The organism is Coralloluteibacterium stylophorae (genome assembly GCF_018122625.2).
In the GTDB taxonomy this organism is placed as follows: domain Bacteria; phylum Pseudomonadota; class Gammaproteobacteria; order Xanthomonadales; family Xanthomonadaceae; genus Coralloluteibacterium; species Coralloluteibacterium stylophorae.
Window position 1 is genome coordinate 443,887 of sequence record NZ_JAGQFT020000001.1, and the last position, 15,085, is coordinate 458,971.

The 15,085-nt window shown below is 70.7% G+C and carries 14 protein-coding genes; 7 read left to right on the top strand and 7 right to left on the bottom strand.

From position 1 onward, the window contains the following. Nucleotides 1-425: 425 nt before the first annotated feature. From crcB to KB893_RS01995, 5 genes are all read right to left on the bottom strand, one after another. Complete coding sequence (gene crcB, locus KB893_RS01975; RefSeq protein WP_211926975.1) at nt 426-827, bottom strand: fluoride efflux transporter CrcB; 402 nt, start codon at nt 825-827, stop codon at nt 426-428. Between the two features lie 74 nt (nt 828-901). Further along, nucleotides 902-2,188, bottom strand: a complete 1,287-nt coding sequence (locus KB893_RS01980) for a replication-associated recombination protein A (protein WP_211926978.1) — start codon at nt 2,186-2,188, stop codon at nt 902-904. A gap of 119 nt (nt 2,189-2,307) precedes the next feature. Beyond that, a complete protein-coding gene (gene lolA, locus KB893_RS01985; RefSeq protein ID WP_211926974.1) occupies nt 2,308-2,970 on the bottom strand; it encodes an outer membrane lipoprotein periplasmic chaperone LolA in 663 nt (220 codons plus the stop codon). An 83-nt stretch (nt 2,971-3,053) separates the two neighbouring features. After that, nucleotides 3,054-5,387, bottom strand: a complete 2,334-nt coding sequence (locus tag KB893_RS01990) for a DNA translocase FtsK (RefSeq protein WP_211926977.1) — start codon at nt 5,385-5,387, stop codon at nt 3,054-3,056. Nucleotides 5,388-5,431: 44 nt separating this feature from the next. Further along, complete coding sequence (locus KB893_RS01995; protein ID WP_211926973.1) at nt 5,432-6,499, bottom strand: alanine dehydrogenase; 1,068 nt, start codon at nt 6,497-6,499, stop codon at nt 5,432-5,434. A gap of 206 nt (nt 6,500-6,705) precedes the next feature. Here KB893_RS01995 and trxB point away from each other — a divergent pair, with 206 nt between their 5' ends. The 4 genes from trxB to infA all read left to right on the top strand — a co-directional run bounded on the left by trxB (nt 6,706) and on the right by infA (nt 9,896). Further along, nucleotides 6,706-7,671, top strand: coding sequence for a thioredoxin-disulfide reductase (gene trxB / locus KB893_RS02000; RefSeq protein WP_211926972.1), 966 nt, complete (start codon nt 6,706-6,708; stop codon nt 7,669-7,671). Nucleotides 7,672-7,681: 10 nt separating this feature from the next. After that, nucleotides 7,682-8,872 (top strand): GNAT family N-acetyltransferase, encoded by a 1,191-nt coding sequence (locus tag KB893_RS02005; RefSeq protein ID WP_213173356.1) that lies wholly within the window; start codon nt 7,682-7,684, stop codon nt 8,870-8,872. Further along, nucleotides 8,847-9,584, top strand: coding sequence for a leucyl/phenylalanyl-tRNA--protein transferase (gene aat, locus KB893_RS02010; protein WP_211926970.1), 738 nt, complete (start codon nt 8,847-8,849; stop codon nt 9,582-9,584). Before KB893_RS02005 ends, aat begins: the two co-directional genes overlap by 26 nt. A 93-nt stretch (nt 9,585-9,677) precedes the next feature. Then, nucleotides 9,678-9,896, top strand: coding sequence for a translation initiation factor IF-1 (infA, locus tag KB893_RS02015; RefSeq protein WP_211926969.1), 219 nt, complete (start codon nt 9,678-9,680; stop codon nt 9,894-9,896). 142 nt (nt 9,897-10,038) lie between these two features. Here the strand turns inward: infA and clpA are convergent, their stop codons facing one another. Together clpA and clpS are read right to left on the bottom strand one after the other, a co-directional pair. Further along, nucleotides 10,039-12,327: an ATP-dependent Clp protease ATP-binding subunit ClpA gene (gene clpA, locus KB893_RS02020; protein ID WP_213173357.1), complete on the bottom strand. Its 2,289-nt coding sequence runs from the start codon at nt 12,325-12,327 to the stop codon at nt 10,039-10,041. Nucleotides 12,328-12,368: 41 nt separating this feature from the next. Further along, the gene (gene clpS, locus KB893_RS02025; RefSeq protein ID WP_211927298.1) at nt 12,369-12,698 is read right to left on the bottom strand and encodes an ATP-dependent Clp protease adapter ClpS; all 330 of its coding nucleotides are present in this window, start codon (nt 12,696-12,698) and stop codon (nt 12,369-12,371) included. A 94-nt stretch (nt 12,699-12,792) separates the two neighbouring features. On the opposite strand from clpS, the gene KB893_RS18175 reads away from it, so the two are divergent. The 3 genes from KB893_RS18175 to hflD are packed head-to-tail and all read left to right on the top strand — an operon-like array spanning nt 12,793 to nt 14,992. Next, entirely contained in the window at nt 12,793-13,260 is a 468-nt protein-coding gene (locus KB893_RS18175; RefSeq protein WP_338026833.1) for an NUDIX hydrolase, read from the top strand. Then, nucleotides 13,212-14,375 (top strand): tRNA 2-thiouridine(34) synthase MnmA, encoded by a 1,164-nt coding sequence (mnmA, locus tag KB893_RS02030; protein ID WP_246505244.1) that lies wholly within the window; start codon nt 13,212-13,214, stop codon nt 14,373-14,375. Before KB893_RS18175 ends, mnmA begins: the two co-directional genes overlap by 49 nt. Further along, nucleotides 14,372-14,992 carry a high frequency lysogenization protein HflD gene (gene hflD, locus KB893_RS02035; protein ID WP_211927300.1) on the top strand — a complete coding sequence of 207 codons (621 nt, stop codon included), beginning with the start codon at nt 14,372-14,374 and terminating at the stop codon, nt 14,990-14,992. The genes mnmA and hflD overlap by 4 nt, the downstream gene beginning before the upstream one ends. The last annotated feature ends 93 nt before the right edge of the window (nt 14,993-15,085 follow it).

Sequence of the window (15,085 nt, forward strand, 5' to 3'; positions counted from 1 at the left end):
CGGTTCGACCATGGCCGGCTCGCTCCCTGCAGGAGCGCCTTCAGTCGCAACGGGGGCTGCGGCGGGGTCGCGCGACCTGCTGTGGGAGGGGCTTCAGCCCCGATGCGTTGCCGCGTCGCAGCCGTCGGGGCTGAAGCTCCTCCCACAGGAGCACCGTGCCGACGGGAGGTGCTGTTCCGGCGCTGGCGTCGGTCGCGGCTGAAGCCGCTCCCACAGGCGCGTGCGCTGCCGGCGCGCAACGCCCGGGTCGAGGCATGGCTGGAGATGAAGTCCTCCTTGCCGATGACGCTGCGCGGTAGTCGCGGCTGAAGCCGCTCCTGCAGAGGGGGCGCCGGTCTCGCGCAGGTCGGTCCGGGGACGCTGCGCCGATCCGTAGGAGCGGCTTCAGCCGCGACCGGGGCGGTGATGGCCCGCCCCGCCGGACTTCAGCCGCCCCGCAGGGCCAGAGCGGCGCGGGAGCCGAGCCAGACCAGCAGCAGGCCGCCGGCGAGGCTGGCGGCGATGTAGCCGAGCATCAGCGCGCTGCGGTCGCTGCGGGCGAACAGCAGGCATTCGACCATCAGCGCGGAGAAGGTGGTCAGGGCGCCGAGCACGCCCACCATCAGGAACGCGCGCCAGTACAGGGCCGCCCCGCCGCGGCCTTCGAGCCAGAGCGCGAGGAAACCGGCGGCGAAGGCGCCCACCAGGTTCACTGCCAGGGTGCCCCACGGAAAGCCGCTGCCGAGCTGGCGCAGCAGCACGCCGCCGAGCCAGAAGCGGCCGGCCGCGCCCAGCGCGCCGCCCGCCATGACCAGCACGAGCTGCTGCCACCACGCCCCTGTTATCATGCAAAAAATCCCTTTGAAGGCAGTCTTTTACGCCGCATAGCTGATGTAGATTCAGATCCACGCGCGACACCCGCTCACTCCGCCCCGTCGCCACGCGCGGCCCGTGCCCCGGCCCGCGCCCGCCGCAGCGGATCGAGCTTCTCCTTGAGCCGGATCTCCATGCCGCGGGCCACGGGCCGGTAGTACTCGCGCTCGCCCATGGCGTCGGGGAAGCCGGTCTGGTCCAGCGCGATGCCGCCTTCGGCGTCGTGGTCGTACTGGTAGGACGCGCCGTAGCCGAGCTCCTTCATCAGCTTCGTCGGCGCGTTGCGCAGGTGCAGGGGCACCGGCTGGGTGCCGTGCAGGCGGACGTCGGCGCGGGCCTCGTTCCAGGCGACGTAGGCGGCATTCGACTTGGCGGTGCTGGCGAGATAGATCGCGAGCTGCGCCAGGGCAAGCTCGCCCTCGGGGCTGCCGAGGCGGTCGAAGGTCTCCCAGGCCTCGATCGCCATCTGCAGGGCGCGCGGGTCGGCCAAGCCGATGTCCTCCACGGCCATGCGGGTCAGGCGCCGGGCGAGGTAGGCCGGGTCGCAGCCGCCGTCGAGCATGCGCGCCAGCCAGTACACCGCGGCGTCGGGGTTGGAGCTGCGCACCGACTTGTGCAGGGCCGAGATCTGGTCGTAGAACTGTTCGCCGCCCTTGTCGAAGCGACGGGTGCGATCGGCCAGCACCTGCGCCAGGGTGGCCTCGCTGATGCGGCCGCCCTCGCCTTCGGCCAGTTCGGCGGCGATCTCCAGCAGGGTCAGGCCGCGGCGCACGTCGCCGTCGGCGGCATCGGCGATCAGCGCGAGCGAGGCCGGGTCGATCGCGATCCCGCGCCCGCCGAGCCCGCGCTCGCCGTCGTCCAGCGCCCGCTCCAGCGCGGCGACGATGTCCTCGCGCGAGACCGCCTCCAGCACGTGCACGCGGCAGCGCGAGAGCAGCGCGGAATTGAGTTCGAAGGACGGGTTCTCGGTGGTCGCGCCGACGAAGAGGATCGAGCCCTTCTCGATGTGCGGGAGGAAGGCGTCCTGCTGCAGCTTGTTGAAGCGGTGCACCTCGTCGACGAACAGCACCGTGCGGCGGCCGGCGGCGAAGCGGGCGTCGGCCTCGGCCAGCACCTTGCGCACCTCGGGCAGGCCCGAGAGCACCGCCGATATCGCGCGGAACTCGGCCTCGGCGTACTCGGCGACCAGCAGCGCCAGCGTGGTCTTGCCGCAGCCGGGCGGCCCCCACAGGATCATCGAGTGCAGCCGCCCGCTGGCGACCGCGCGCCGCAGCGCGCTGCCGGCGTCCAGCAGCCGGTGCTGGCCGACCATCTCGTCGAGCGCGCGCGGGCGCATGCGCTCGGCCAGGGGCTTCAGCGCGGCCTGCGCGGGATCGGTGCCGAAGTCGAGCTGCGGCGCGTCGGGAGACGAGGGAGAGCGCTTCACCCGGCCATTCTAGTCGCGGCGCGGCGCGCCTACGGACGCAGCGGGGTGATCTCGGCGCGGTCGATCTGCTGGCCGACGATGTCGACGTCCTCCGGCGGCTCGAAGTGGAAGGTGCCGGCGGCGAAGTCGGGGTCGCGCTTCCAGTTCTGGAACGCGATCTCGGTCTTCTGCCCGAGCGGGTCGGCGATGGTCATGCGCGCCAGGCCGCCCGCGTCGATGCCGAGCCGGGCCTCGGTGAACTGCGGGTTCTCGGCCTTCTTCGGCGCCAGCACGACCCAGTGCAGGCCGTCGGCGCTGCCGCCGTCGGAGACCCGGAACTGGCGGTCGAGCTCGCCCGGATCGATCAGCGCCGCGAGCGGGCTCTGCTGCTCCTCGTAGCTCTGCGGGCGCACGCTGACCTGCTCGAGATCCGGGTCGTAGATCCAGACCTGGTCGCCGTCGGCGACGATGAGCTGCGGGAACGGGCGCTCGTACTCCCAGCGGAACTGGCGCGGCGCCGACAGCGCGACGCGGCCGCTGGACTCCTCGGTGAGGCGGCCGTCGGCGTCGAACACGCGCTGGTGGAAGCGCCCGTCCAGGCCCTCCAGCCCCTGGGTGAAGGCGTCCAGACGCGCGCGCGCGTCCTGGGCATGGGCGAAACCGGCGGCGGCAGCGAGAAGGACGGCGACGGACGACTTCAGCATCGGAGTCATGGAGCTCTTCGCGGTGAGGTGGCGGGAGTCTCGCGCCGCGCGGCTGAACGCCGCGTGCGCCCGCGAGGCCCTGCGCGGGGCGGTCATTTCGGCGGCGGCGGCGCGAGCACGCTGCGGTCGCCGTTGTGCTCGGGCGGGCTGACCACGCCCGCGGCCTCCATCGCCTCGATCAGGCGCGCGGCGCGGTTGTAGCCGATCTTGAGCCGGCGCTGGACGCCGGAGATCGAGGCGCGGCGGGTCTCGGTGACGATCTTGACCGCCTCGTCGTAGAGCGGATCGCTGTCCTCGCCGCCGCCCCCGCCGCCGGCCTCGGGCAGGCCGGTCGGCCCGACCACGGTGCCGTCGGCCATGGTCTGCACTTCCTCGAGCACCCCCTCGATGTAGTCGGCGCCGCCGGACTGCTTGAGGAACTCCACCACGCGATGGACCTCCTCGTCGCTGACGAAGGCGCCGTGCACGCGCTCGGGGATCGCCGTGCCCGGCGGCAGGTAGAGCATGTCGCCGTGGCCCAGCAGGGTCTCGGCGCCGGACTGGTCGAGGATGGTCCGGGAGTCGATCTTGGAAGAGACCTGGAAGGCCATGCGGGTCGGGATGTTGGCCTTGATCAGGCCGGTGATGACGTCGACCGACGGGCGCTGCGTCGCCAGGATCAGGTGGATGCCGGCCGCGCGCGCCTTCTGCGCCAGGCGCGCGATCAGCTCCTCCACCTTCTTGCCGACGATCATCATCATGTCGGCGAACTCGTCGATGATGACGACGATGTAGGGCAGCGTCTCGAGCTGGCGCGGGGCCTCGTCGAGCTCCGGGTTCGGCTTGAACAGCGGGTCCATCAGCGGCTGGCCCGCCTCCTCCGCGTCCTTCACCTTGCGGTTGAAGCCGGCCAGGTTGCGCACGCCGACCGCGCTCATCAGCTTGTAGCGGCGCTCCATCTCCGCCACGCACCAGCGCAGGCCGTTGGCGGCCTCCTTCATGTCGGTGACCACCGGCGCCAGCAGGTGCGGGATGCCCTCGTAGACCGAGAGCTCCAGCATCTTCGGGTCGATCATCAGCATGCGCACGTCCTTGGCGCTGGCCTTGTAGAGCAGGCTCAGGACCATGGCGTTGACGCCGACCGACTTGCCCGATCCGGTGGTGCCGGCCACCAGCAGGTGCGGCATCTTGGCGAGGTCGGCCACGGTCGGACGACCGCCGATGTCCTTGCCCAGCGCGATGGTCAGCGGACTGGCGGACTTGTCGTATTCCCGGGAGCGCAGCAGCTCGGAGAGATAGATCATCTCCCGCTTCGTGTTCGGGATCTCCAGGCCGATCACCGACTTGCCCGGGATCACGTCGACCACGCGCACCGACTTCACCGACAAGCCGCGGGCGATGTCCTTGTCCAAGGAGCTGACCTGGCTGCCCTTGACCCCCGGCGCCGGCTCGATCTCGAAGCGGGTGATCACCGGCCCCGGAAACGCCCCCATGACCTGGGCCTCGATGCGGAAATCCTTGAGCTTGAACTCGATCTGCCGCGACAGGACCTCGAGCGTCTCGGCATCGTAGCCCGGCGGCTGCGGCTTGGGATCGTCGAGCAGCGACAGCGCGGGGATGCCGCCCTCGCCCGGCGTCGCGTTGAACAGCGGCATCTGCTGCTCGCGCTTGGCGCGCTCGCTCTTCTCCACCACCGGCGACGGCGGCGGCTCGATGCGGATCGGCTCGCGCGCGGCGCGCTTCCTCGTGTCGGCCCGGCGCACTTCCTCGCGCTCCTCGCGCAGGGCACGAGTGCGCTGGCGCTCGCCGGCCTCCTTCATGCGGCTGCCGAACAGACGCCCGAGCGCGAATACGCCGCGTCCGATGCGGTCCATCAGCGCCAGCCACGACAGCCCCGTGGCGAGCGTGACCGAGACCATGAACAGGGCGAACAGGAACAGGTTCGCGCCCATCGCGCCGAACATGCGTGCGATGCCCTTGCCCACCGCCAGTCCGAGGATGCCGCCGCTGCCGGCCGGCAGCGTGGTATCGGCCGGCAGCCGCAGGTAAGACAGCCCCGCCGCCGACACCAGCAGGGCGACGATGCCGATCAGGCGCAGCGCCGGGCCCAGTTCGGCGCGGGCGTCGGTCGCGGCCGGGGCGCCGTACAGCGCGATCCAGGCGATGCCGCCCAGCACGAAGGGCAGCAGGTAGGCGACGTAGCCGCAGAAGTAGAACGCGACGTCGGCGATGTAGGCACCGGCCAGGCCACCGAAGTTCTCGACCTGGCCGGTGACGCTGCCGGCCCGGGACCAGCCCGGGTCGGCAGTGGAGTGGGTCACCAGGCTGGCGAGGAGATAGAGCAGCACCGGCGCCAGCACTACCAGCGCCAGTTCGCGCAGGAGCGTCCGGCGTTGTTCCTGCCCGGGATGTGCGCGTTGCGCGCTTGCTCTCGCCACGTATCGGATGACCTCAGGTTGTCGCGCTTACCCGTTGATTCTACGCACTTCCGTCAGAGCGACATACCCTGCAGCGCGGGGTGCACCAGCTGACCGGCGTCGAGGTTGATGCCGCGCACCAGCGCCTGGTTGCCGCGCCAGTCGCCGCCCGCCAGCTTGTCGACCCACGGCAGGATCGCCGCGCAGATCGCCTGCGAGCTGGTCTGCGGCACCGCGCCCGGCATGTTGGTCACCGCGAAGTGGATGATGCCTTCCTCGGTGTAGGTCGGCTCCTTCCAGGTGGTCGGACGGGTGGTCTCGAAGCAGCCGCCCTGGTCGACCGAGATGTCGACCAGCACCGAGCCGTCCTGCATGCCCCGGAGCATCTCGCGGGTGACCACGTGCGGCGCGCGCGCACCGGTGACCAGCACCGCGCCGACCACGATGTCGGCCGTCGCCAGCTCGCGCGCGACCACGTCCTCGTACGGATACAGCGCGGTGACGTTGGCACCCAGCGCCATCATCTGCGCCATGCGGTCCTGGCGCTTCTCGAACACCACCACGTTGGCGCCGCCGGAGGCCGCGAGCTCGGCGGAGTTGCCGCCGGCCATGCCGGCGCCGAACACGACCACCTTGCCGCGCTCGGTCGACGGCAGGCCGCCGAGCAGCTTGCCCTTGCCGCCCATGGGCTGGTGCAGCAGGTGCGTGCCGACCTGCACGCCGATGCGGCCGGCGATGATCGACATCGGCGCCAGCAGCGGCAGCGCGCCGTCCTCGAGCTCGACGGTCTCGAAGGCGACGCCGGTCAGGCCGATGTCGAGCAGGCGCCGGGTCAACGCCGGCTCGGCGGCCAGGTGCAGGTAGCAGAACAGCAGATGGTCGCGGCGCAGGTGCTGGAGGTCGCCCTCGATCGGCTCCTTGACCTTCACGATCATCTGGCCCTTCTCGTAGAGCGCGGCCGCGTCCGGAGCGATGTTGACGCCGACGGCCTCGTACTGGGCATCGCTGAAGCCGCTCTTGATGCCGGCCTGGGCCTCGATCCACACCTCGTGGCCGCGGCGGACGAGATCCGCGCAAGCGGCGGGAACGAGGGCGACGCGGCCTTCGAGGGTCTTGGTTTCGCGCGGGATGCCGATGCGCATGTTCTTGCTCCGAGATTCGATGGGATCAGACACGAAAAAACGCCGCGGAAGCGGCGCTGGGGGCGGGTTGCGGGACAGAGCGTCTGCGCCTTGATTAGACCGGCGCCGCCCCCCATCCTGATCGACCATCGCACCGGAAGCACGCTGCGTCGCAGCGCTTCCGAAGGTGCCGATCCGACTCCCGAAACTGCCCGTCGATTATATACATGAGCGCTCCGAAGCACTGCCGCCTTCTCATCCTCGGCTCCGGCCCTGCCGGCTACGCCGCCGCCGTCTATGCCGCGCGCGCGAACCTCCAGCCGGTGATGGTCACGGGCCTGCAGCAGGGCGGCCAGCTCATGACCACCACCGAGGTCGACAACTGGCCCGGCGACCCGGAGGGCCTGCAGGGTCCGGACCTGATGATGCGCATGCAACAGCACGCCGAGCGCTTCAATACGGAGATGATCTTCGACCACGTCCACACGGCCGACCTGTCGAAGCGCCCGTTCACCCTGACCGGGGACAGCGGCACCTACACCGCCGACGCGCTGATCATCGCGACCGGCGCCTCGGCGCGCTACCTCGGGCTGCCGTCGGAAGAGGCCTTCAAGGGCCGCGGCGTCTCCGCCTGTGCGACCTGCGACGGCTTCTTCTTCCGCGACCAGGACGTGGCCGTGGTCGGCGGCGGCAATACCGCCGTCGAGGAAGCGCTGTACCTGTCCAACCTGTGCCGCAAGGTCTACCTGGTGCACCGGCGCGACAGCCTGCGCGCCGAGAAGATCATGCAGGACAAGCTCTTCGCCAGGGCGGAAGCGGGCAAGGTCGAGCTGGTGTGGGACCACCAGGTCGACGAGGTGCTCGGCGACGACGCCGGCGTGACCGGCCTGCGCGTCAGGAGCGTCAAGGACGGCTCGACCCGCGACCTCGACGTCAAGGGCTTCTTCGTCGCCATCGGCCATACGCCCAACACCGGCCTGTTCGAGGGCCAGCTGGCGATGAACAACGGCTACATCACCATCCGCAGCGGACTGGCCGGCGACGCCACGGCGACCAGCGTGCCGGGCGTGTTCGCCGCGGGCGACGTCGCCGACCAGGTCTATCGGCAGGCGATCACCTCGGCCGGGTTCGGCTGCATGGCCGCGCTCGACGCCGAGAAGTTCCTCGACCTCGACATCGTCGAGACCGCCTGAGAGTGCGGACATGCCGTCCGCGCGCGCGCTGACGCTGCGCACCCACGCCGCACTGGCCGAGATCCCGGCCGCGGCGTGGGACGGGCTGCACGACGGTGGCAACCCTTTCCTCGCGCACGCCTTCCTGTCCGGCCTGGAAGAGACCGGCTGCCTGCGCCCGAGCTGGGGCTGGACGCCGCACCACGCCACGCTGTGGGACGGCGAGACGCTGGTCGCCGCCGCGCCGGGCTATCTGAAGGGCAACTCGCACGGCGAGTTCGTGTTCGACTTCGCCTGGGCCAGCGTCTACGACCGCGCCGGGTTGGACTACTACCCGAAGTGGCTGATCGGGATTCCCTATTCCCCGGTGACCGGGCCGCGCCTGCTGGCGGCGTCGCGCGAGGCGCGCGCAGCGCTGCTGCGCGGGCTGGCGGCGCAGGCCGAGGCGCTCGGATTGTCGTCGGTGCACGTCAATTTCATGACCGCCGCCGAGGCCCGCGACGTGCCGGCGGACTGGGCGGCGCGCGAGGACGTGCAGTTCCACTGGCACAACCCGCAGCCGGGCGCCGACGTGCCCTGGGGCGACTTCGACGATTTCCTGGCCGCGCTCAGCAGCAAGAAGCGCAAGAACATCCGCCAGGAGCGCGCGCGGGTGCGCGAGGCCGGCTACCGCTTCCGCGTCGTCGACGGCAGCTCGGCCAGCGACGACGATCTCGTCGCCATGCACGGCCTGTACTGCCGGACCTTCTCCGAGTACGGCAACTCGCCGGCGCTGACGCTCGACTTCTTCCGCCACCTGGCGCGCCACATGCCGCGGGCCCTGGTGCTGGTGCTCGGCGAGCGCAACGGGGCGATCGCGGCCGGCGCGCTGTGCCTGCGCGGGCGCGACACCCTCTACGGGCGCTACTGGGGCGCCGACGAGAGCGCGCCGGGGCTGCATTTCGAGACCTGCTACTACCAGGGCATCGACTACTGCCTGCGCGAGGGACTGGCGCGTTTCGAGCCGGGCGCGCAGGGCGAGCACAAGGTCGCGCGCGGTTTCCTGCCGACGCCCACGCGCAGCCGCCACCTGCTGCTCGATCCCGACTTCGCCCGGGCCGTGCGCGCCTGGTGCGACGCCGAGCGCGACGCCACCGCCGGCTACCACACCGCGGCGATGCGCCACTCGCCCTACCGCGACGATCCCGGGCCGGACGATGCGCCTGCCGATCCTGCCCGCTGACCCCGGCGCCGGCTTTCCCGACCCCTCGCGCGCGCTGCGCGCGCCCAACGGACTGCTGGCGGCGGGCGGCGACCTGCATCCGGCGCGCCTGCTGGACGCCTACCGGCACGGCATCTTCCCCTGGTACTCGGAAGGCGAGCCGGTGCTGTGGTGGAGCCCGGATCCGCGCGCGGTGTTCGAGGTGGCGTCGCTGCGGCCGCCGTCGCGTTTCGGCCGCACCCTGCGCCGGAGCGACTGGGAGGTCCGCGTCGACACGGCCTTCGCCGACGTCGTCCGGGCCTGCGCCACGGCGCCGCGGCCCGGGCAGAACGGCACCTGGATCGGCGCCGCGATGGCGGCCGCCTACCAGCACCTGCACCGGCTCGGGCATGCGCACTCGGTCGAGGTGTTCGCCGGCGATCGCCTCGTCGGCGGCATCTACGGCGTGACCATCGGCCGCATGTTCTTCGGCGAAAGCATGTTCAGCGGCGTCTCCGGCGGGTCCAAGGCGGCGCTGCTGGCGCTGGCCCGCATCCTCGCCGGCTGGGGCTGGCCGCTGATCGACGCCCAGGTCGAGAATCCGCACCTGCGCACGCTCGGGGCGGTGCTGATGCCGCGCCCGGCCTTCCTCCGCGCCGTGGAGGAACTCGTGGCGCTCTCCGCCCCGGCCGGAAGCTGGCAGGGGCGCGTCGCGCCCTTCCCTGCCCGCGTGCTGGGCCTGCGCGAGGCTTGACTGCCACGGCGTTTTTGCGCCGAGCCGGCAGCCATGACATAATGTGCGACTTCCATCGCGGCCGCCGGCCGCGCATCGAACCACCGAGGCGGCATGTCGAAAGACGATTCCATCGAACTCGAGGGCGTGGTCCAGGAGACCCTGCCCAACACCATGTTCCGGGTGAAGCTCGAGAACGGGCACGTGATCACGGCCCACATCTCCGGACGCATGCGCAAGCACTACATCCGCATCCTGACCGGCGACAAGGTCAAGGTCGAGATGACCCCGTACGACCTCACCAAGGGCCGCATCACCTACCGCATGAAGTAGGTCGTGCCCTGGCGGAACGACGGAGCGAAGGCGGCCCAGGCCGCCTTTTTCGTATCCGGCGCCGGTGGGGCCGGCCCGCCCTGCGGGACAAGAAGAAGGCGGCCCGCAGGCCGCCTTCTCGTCGCCGCGCACGCGGCGCCGGTCACTCCACCGTCGCCGGCAGCAACCGCTCCGGCTCGGGGAAGGACTCCACCACCAGTTCGCCGTCGCGCACGTCCACGCTGACCCGGCCGCCGCCGATGAGCGAGCCGAACAGCAGCTCGTCGGCCAGCGGGCGCTTGATCTTTTCCTGGATCACCCGCGCCATCGGGCGTGCGCCCATCTGCTCGTCGAAGCCGTTCTCGGCCAGCCACGTGCGCGCATCCGGCGACACCGTCAGCGCGACGTGCTTCTCGCCGAGCTGCGCCTCCAGCTCGATGATGAACTTGTCCACCACGCGCAGGATGTGGTCGATGCCCAGCGCCTTGAACTGGATGATCGCGTCCAGCCGGTTGCGGAACTCCGGCGTGAAGCTGCGGCGGATCGTCTCCATCGCATCGGTCGAATGGTCCTGGCGGGTGAAGCCGATGGTCCGCCGTGCGGCCTGGGCGGCGCCCGCGTTGGTGGTCAGCACCAGGATCACGTTGCGGAAGTTCGCCTCGCGCCCATTGGTGTCGGTCAGCACGCCGCGGTCCATCACCTGCAGCAGGATGTTGAAGATGTCCGGATGCGCCTTCTCGACCTCGTCGAGCAACAGCACGCAGTGCGGCGTCTTGACGATCTTCTCGGTCAGCAGGCCGCCCTGATCGAAGCCGACGTAGCCCGGAGGCGCGCCGATCAGGCGCGAGACCGAGTGCGGCTCCATGTACTCGGACATGTCGAAGCGCACGAACTCGATGCCCAGCTGCATCGCCAGCTGCCTGGTGACCTCGGTCTTGCCGACGCCGGTGGGGCCGGCGAAGAGGAAGCTGCCGATCGGCTTGTCGGGATTGCCGAGGCCCGAGCGCGCCATCTTGATCGCCGAGGCCAGGGTCTCGATCGCGGGGTCCTGGCCGAAGATCACCATCTTCAGGTTGCGCTCCAGGCTCTGCAGCACGTCCTTGTCGGACGCGGAGACCTGCTTGGTCGGGATGCGCGCCATCTTGGCCACGATCAGCTCGATCTCCGGCACGTCGATCAGCGCCTTGCGGTTCTCCTCCGGCATCAGCCGCTGGCGCGCGCCGGCCTCGTCGATCACGTCGATCGCCTTGTCCGGCAGCAGCCGGTCGCCGATGTGCTTGACCGAGAGATCCACCGCCGCCTTCAGCGCGTCCACGGCGTATTCGACGCTGTGGTGCTGCTCGAACTTGGACTTCAGGCCCTTGAGGATGGCGAAGGCATCTGCCACCGACGGCTCGACGACGTCGATCTTCTGGAAGCGCCGCGCCAGCGCGCGGTCCTTCTCGAAGATGCCGCGGTACTCCTGGAAGGTGGTCGAGCCGATGCAGCGCAGCTCGCCGTTCTGCAGGACCGGCTTGATCAGGTTGGAGGCATCCATGGTCCCGCCAGAGGCGGAACCCGCACCGATGATGGTGTGGATCTCGTCGATGAACAGAACCGCGTTCGGCTCCTTCTTGAGCTGGGTGAGCACGCCCTTCAGGCGCTTCTCGAAGTCGCCGCGATACTTGGTGCCGGCGACCAGGGCGCCGAGGTCGAGCGAGTAGATCACCGTCTCGCGCAGCACGTCGGGCACGTCGCCCTCGACGATGCGCTTGGCCAGGCCCTCGGCGAGCGCGGTCTTGCCCACGCCGGCCTCACCCACGTACAGCGGGTTGTTCTTGCGGCGGCGGCACAGCACCTGGATGGTGCGCTCGACCTCCTCGTCGCGGCCGATCAGGGGATCGATGCGGCCCTCGCGCGCGGCGGCGTTGAGGTCGGTGGCGTATTCCTGCAGCGGGTTGGCGGCCTTGCCCTCCTCGCCGCGCTCGCCCTCGCGTCCGGATTCCTGCGAGGAATCGTCGGAGCGGGTCGACTCGCCCTCCATCTTGGCAACGCCGTGGGAGAGGTAGTTGACCGCGTCGAGACGGGTCACGTCCTGCTGATTGAGGAAGTAGACGGCGTGCGAATCCTTCTCGCCGAAGATCGCCACCAGGACGTTGGCGCCGGTGACTTCCTTCCGGCCCGAGGACTGCACGTGGTAGACCGCGCGCTGCAGCACGCGCTGGAAGCCCAGCGTCGGCTGGGTATCGCGGTCGTCGTCACCGGACAGGACCGGGACGGTGTCGCCGATGACCTGGGTCAGGTCCGATGCGAGGCGGACGGTGTCCGCGCCGCAGGCCCGCAGCACGCCGGCGGCGGACGGGTTGTCGATCAGCGCAAGAAGCAGGTGCTCGACCGTCATGAATTCATGGCGGGCCTCGCGGGCCTGCTTGTAGCACTGGCCGATCGTGAACTCGAGATCCTTGCTGAACATGGATGTGCCTCCGAACGATGGCACTACAGATGGGGAAACTTCTAGGCTTTTTCCATGGTGCACAACAGCGGATGCTGGTGCTGCCTGGAGTAGTCGTTCACCTGGGATACCTTGGTTTCTGCAACTTCGCGCGTGTAGACCCCGCATACGCCCTTGCCGCGGGTGTGGACGTGGAGCATCACCTGGGTCGCCTTTTCCCGATTCATCGAGAAGAAGCGCTGCAGGACCTCGACGACGAATTCCATCGGCGTGAAGTCGTCGTTGAGCAGGACGACCCGGTACAGCGGCGGGCGCTCGGCCTCGGTGCGCTCGGGTTCCAGGGCGACGCCATGGTCGGCGTCGCGTTCGTGTTCGGGACGGTGGTTGGGCATGGTCCGAGTATAGGCCGCGGGCGACGCGGGATTGGACGCCGGGCCGCGCCAGTCCGCACAATTTCGGCCCCAGCCCGGCAGCCGTTCCAGCTTCGTGACGACACCGTTCCGCAACCATGCCTCGTGGCAGCCCGATACCACCGTCGCCGCGGTCGTGGTCCGCGACGGGCGCCTGCTGGTGGTCGAGGAGCGCATCGACGACAGCCTGGTGCTGAACCAGCCGGCCGGGCACCTGGAGCCGGGCGAGGCGCTCGCCGACGCCATGGTCCGCGAGACGCTGGAGGAAACCGCCTGGGAGGTGGAGCCGCTGGCCTTCATCGGCGCCTACCAGTGGCGCGTGCCGGAGACCGGGCGCGAGTTCCTGCGGATTGCCTTCGCCGCACGGCCGCTGCGCCACGACCCGGCGCGCGCGCTGGACCATCCCGTCGAGCGCGCACTGTGGATGACGCCGGCGGAGCTCGAGGCCGAGGCCGTGCGCCACCGCAGCCCGCTGGTGTGGCGCGTGGTCGAGGACTGGCTGCGTGGCCAGCGCCTGCCGCTCGGCGCGGTGGCGCGACTGTGAGCATCGTCGTCGGCGTCTCCGGCGGCGTCGATTCCGCGGTCGCCGCGCTGCTGCTCGCGCAGGACGCGGTGCGCGATGGCGCGCCGGTCAGCGGCATGTTCATGCAGAACTGGGAGGACGACGGCACCGGCGACTGCCGCGCCGAGGACGACCGCCGCGACGCCGTCGCCGTCTGCGGGCGCCTCGGCCTGCCGTTCACCGCACGCAACTTCGCCCGCGAATACTGGGACGGTGTGTTCGCGCAGTTCATCGACGAGTACCGCGCCGGGCGCACGCCGAATCCCGACGTGCTGTGCAACCGCGAGATCAAGTTCCGCACCTTCCTCGACGCCGCGCGCGCCCTCGGCGCCGAGCGCATCGCCACCGGCCACTACGCGCGGATCGAGCGGCGCGACGGCCGCTGGGCGCTGCTGCGCGGCGCCGACGCCGGCAAGGACCAGAGCTACTTCCTGCACCAGATCGGCCAGGAAGCGCTGGCGGCGACGCTGTTTCCGATCGGCCACCTGCCCAAGGCGCAGGTGCGCGCGATGGCGCGGGAGGCGGCGCTGCCGGTGCACGCGAAGAAGGATTCGACCGGCATCTGCTTCATCGGCGAGCGCGACTTCCGCAGCTTCATGGCCAACTATCTTCCCGCCCGCGCGGGCGAGATCCGCAGCGTCGACGGCGCCCGCCTGGGCGAGCACGTCGGCGCCTACTTCTACACGCTCGGCCAGCGCGAGGGCCTCGCCCTCGGCGGCATCCGCGGCCGCACCGGCGCGCCGTGGTACGTGGTCGGCAAGGACGTAAGGAACAACGTGCTCTACGTGGACCAGGGCAGCGACAGCCCGCATCTCTTCTCGACCACCCTCGACGCCGAGGCAGCCCACTGGACCGCCGGCGCGCCCCCGGCCGGACGCTTCGCCTGCACCGCCAAGACGCGCTACCGGCAGCCCGACGAGCGCTGCGAGGTGGCGGTCGGCGACGATGGCCGCCTCGCCGTGCGCTTCGAACGCCCGCAGCGTGCGGTCACGCCGGGCCAGTCCGTGGTCTTCTACCGCGACGACGAATGCCTCGGCGGCGCCACGATCGTCGCCACCGACGCGCGCCTGCCGGCAGCGGCGGAGGACGCGGCATGAGCGGCGACGTGCGCGACCGCGTGCTGGCCCTGGGCGGCCTGCTGCAGGCCACCAGCATGGTCCGGCAAATCGCCGGCAACGGCGAGACCGACAACGCCTGCCTCACCGCGAGCATCGAAAGCGTGTTCCGCCTGGATGCCGAGTCGCCGGAAGCCGTCTACGGCAGCGCCAACCGGGTGGGACGCGGCCTGCGGGTGCTGCTGCAGCAACTGGAGGGCGGCGGCGCCGACCCGGCGCCGGCGCGGCTGGCCTTCACCATCCTCCAGGTCGAGCGCCGCTTCAGCGCACAGCCGCGGATGATGGACAAGGTCGCCGGCGACATCGCCGCGATCGACCGCCAGCGGGAGCACTTCGGCCCGACCCACCCGACCGTGCTGGCGCGCCTGGGCGAGCTCTACTCCTCCACGATCAGCACCCTGCGTCCGCGGGTCATGGTCCAAGGCAATCCGAACTACCTGGCGCAGCCCGAGGTCGTGGCGGAGATCCGCGCGACCCTGCTGGCCGGCCTGCGCTCGGCGGTGCTGTGGCGGCAGATGGGCGGACGCTACTGGGACGTGGTGTTCGCGCGCCGCGCGATGGCGCAGGCGGCGCGGGACTGGATCAAGCGGCTGCCCTGAGGCCCGTCCGGCATGGGCGCGTCGCGGCGGAGCGGCCTGCACATCGGTCGGCGAGCATGGCTGCGTAGGAGCGGCTTCAGCCGCGACGACCAC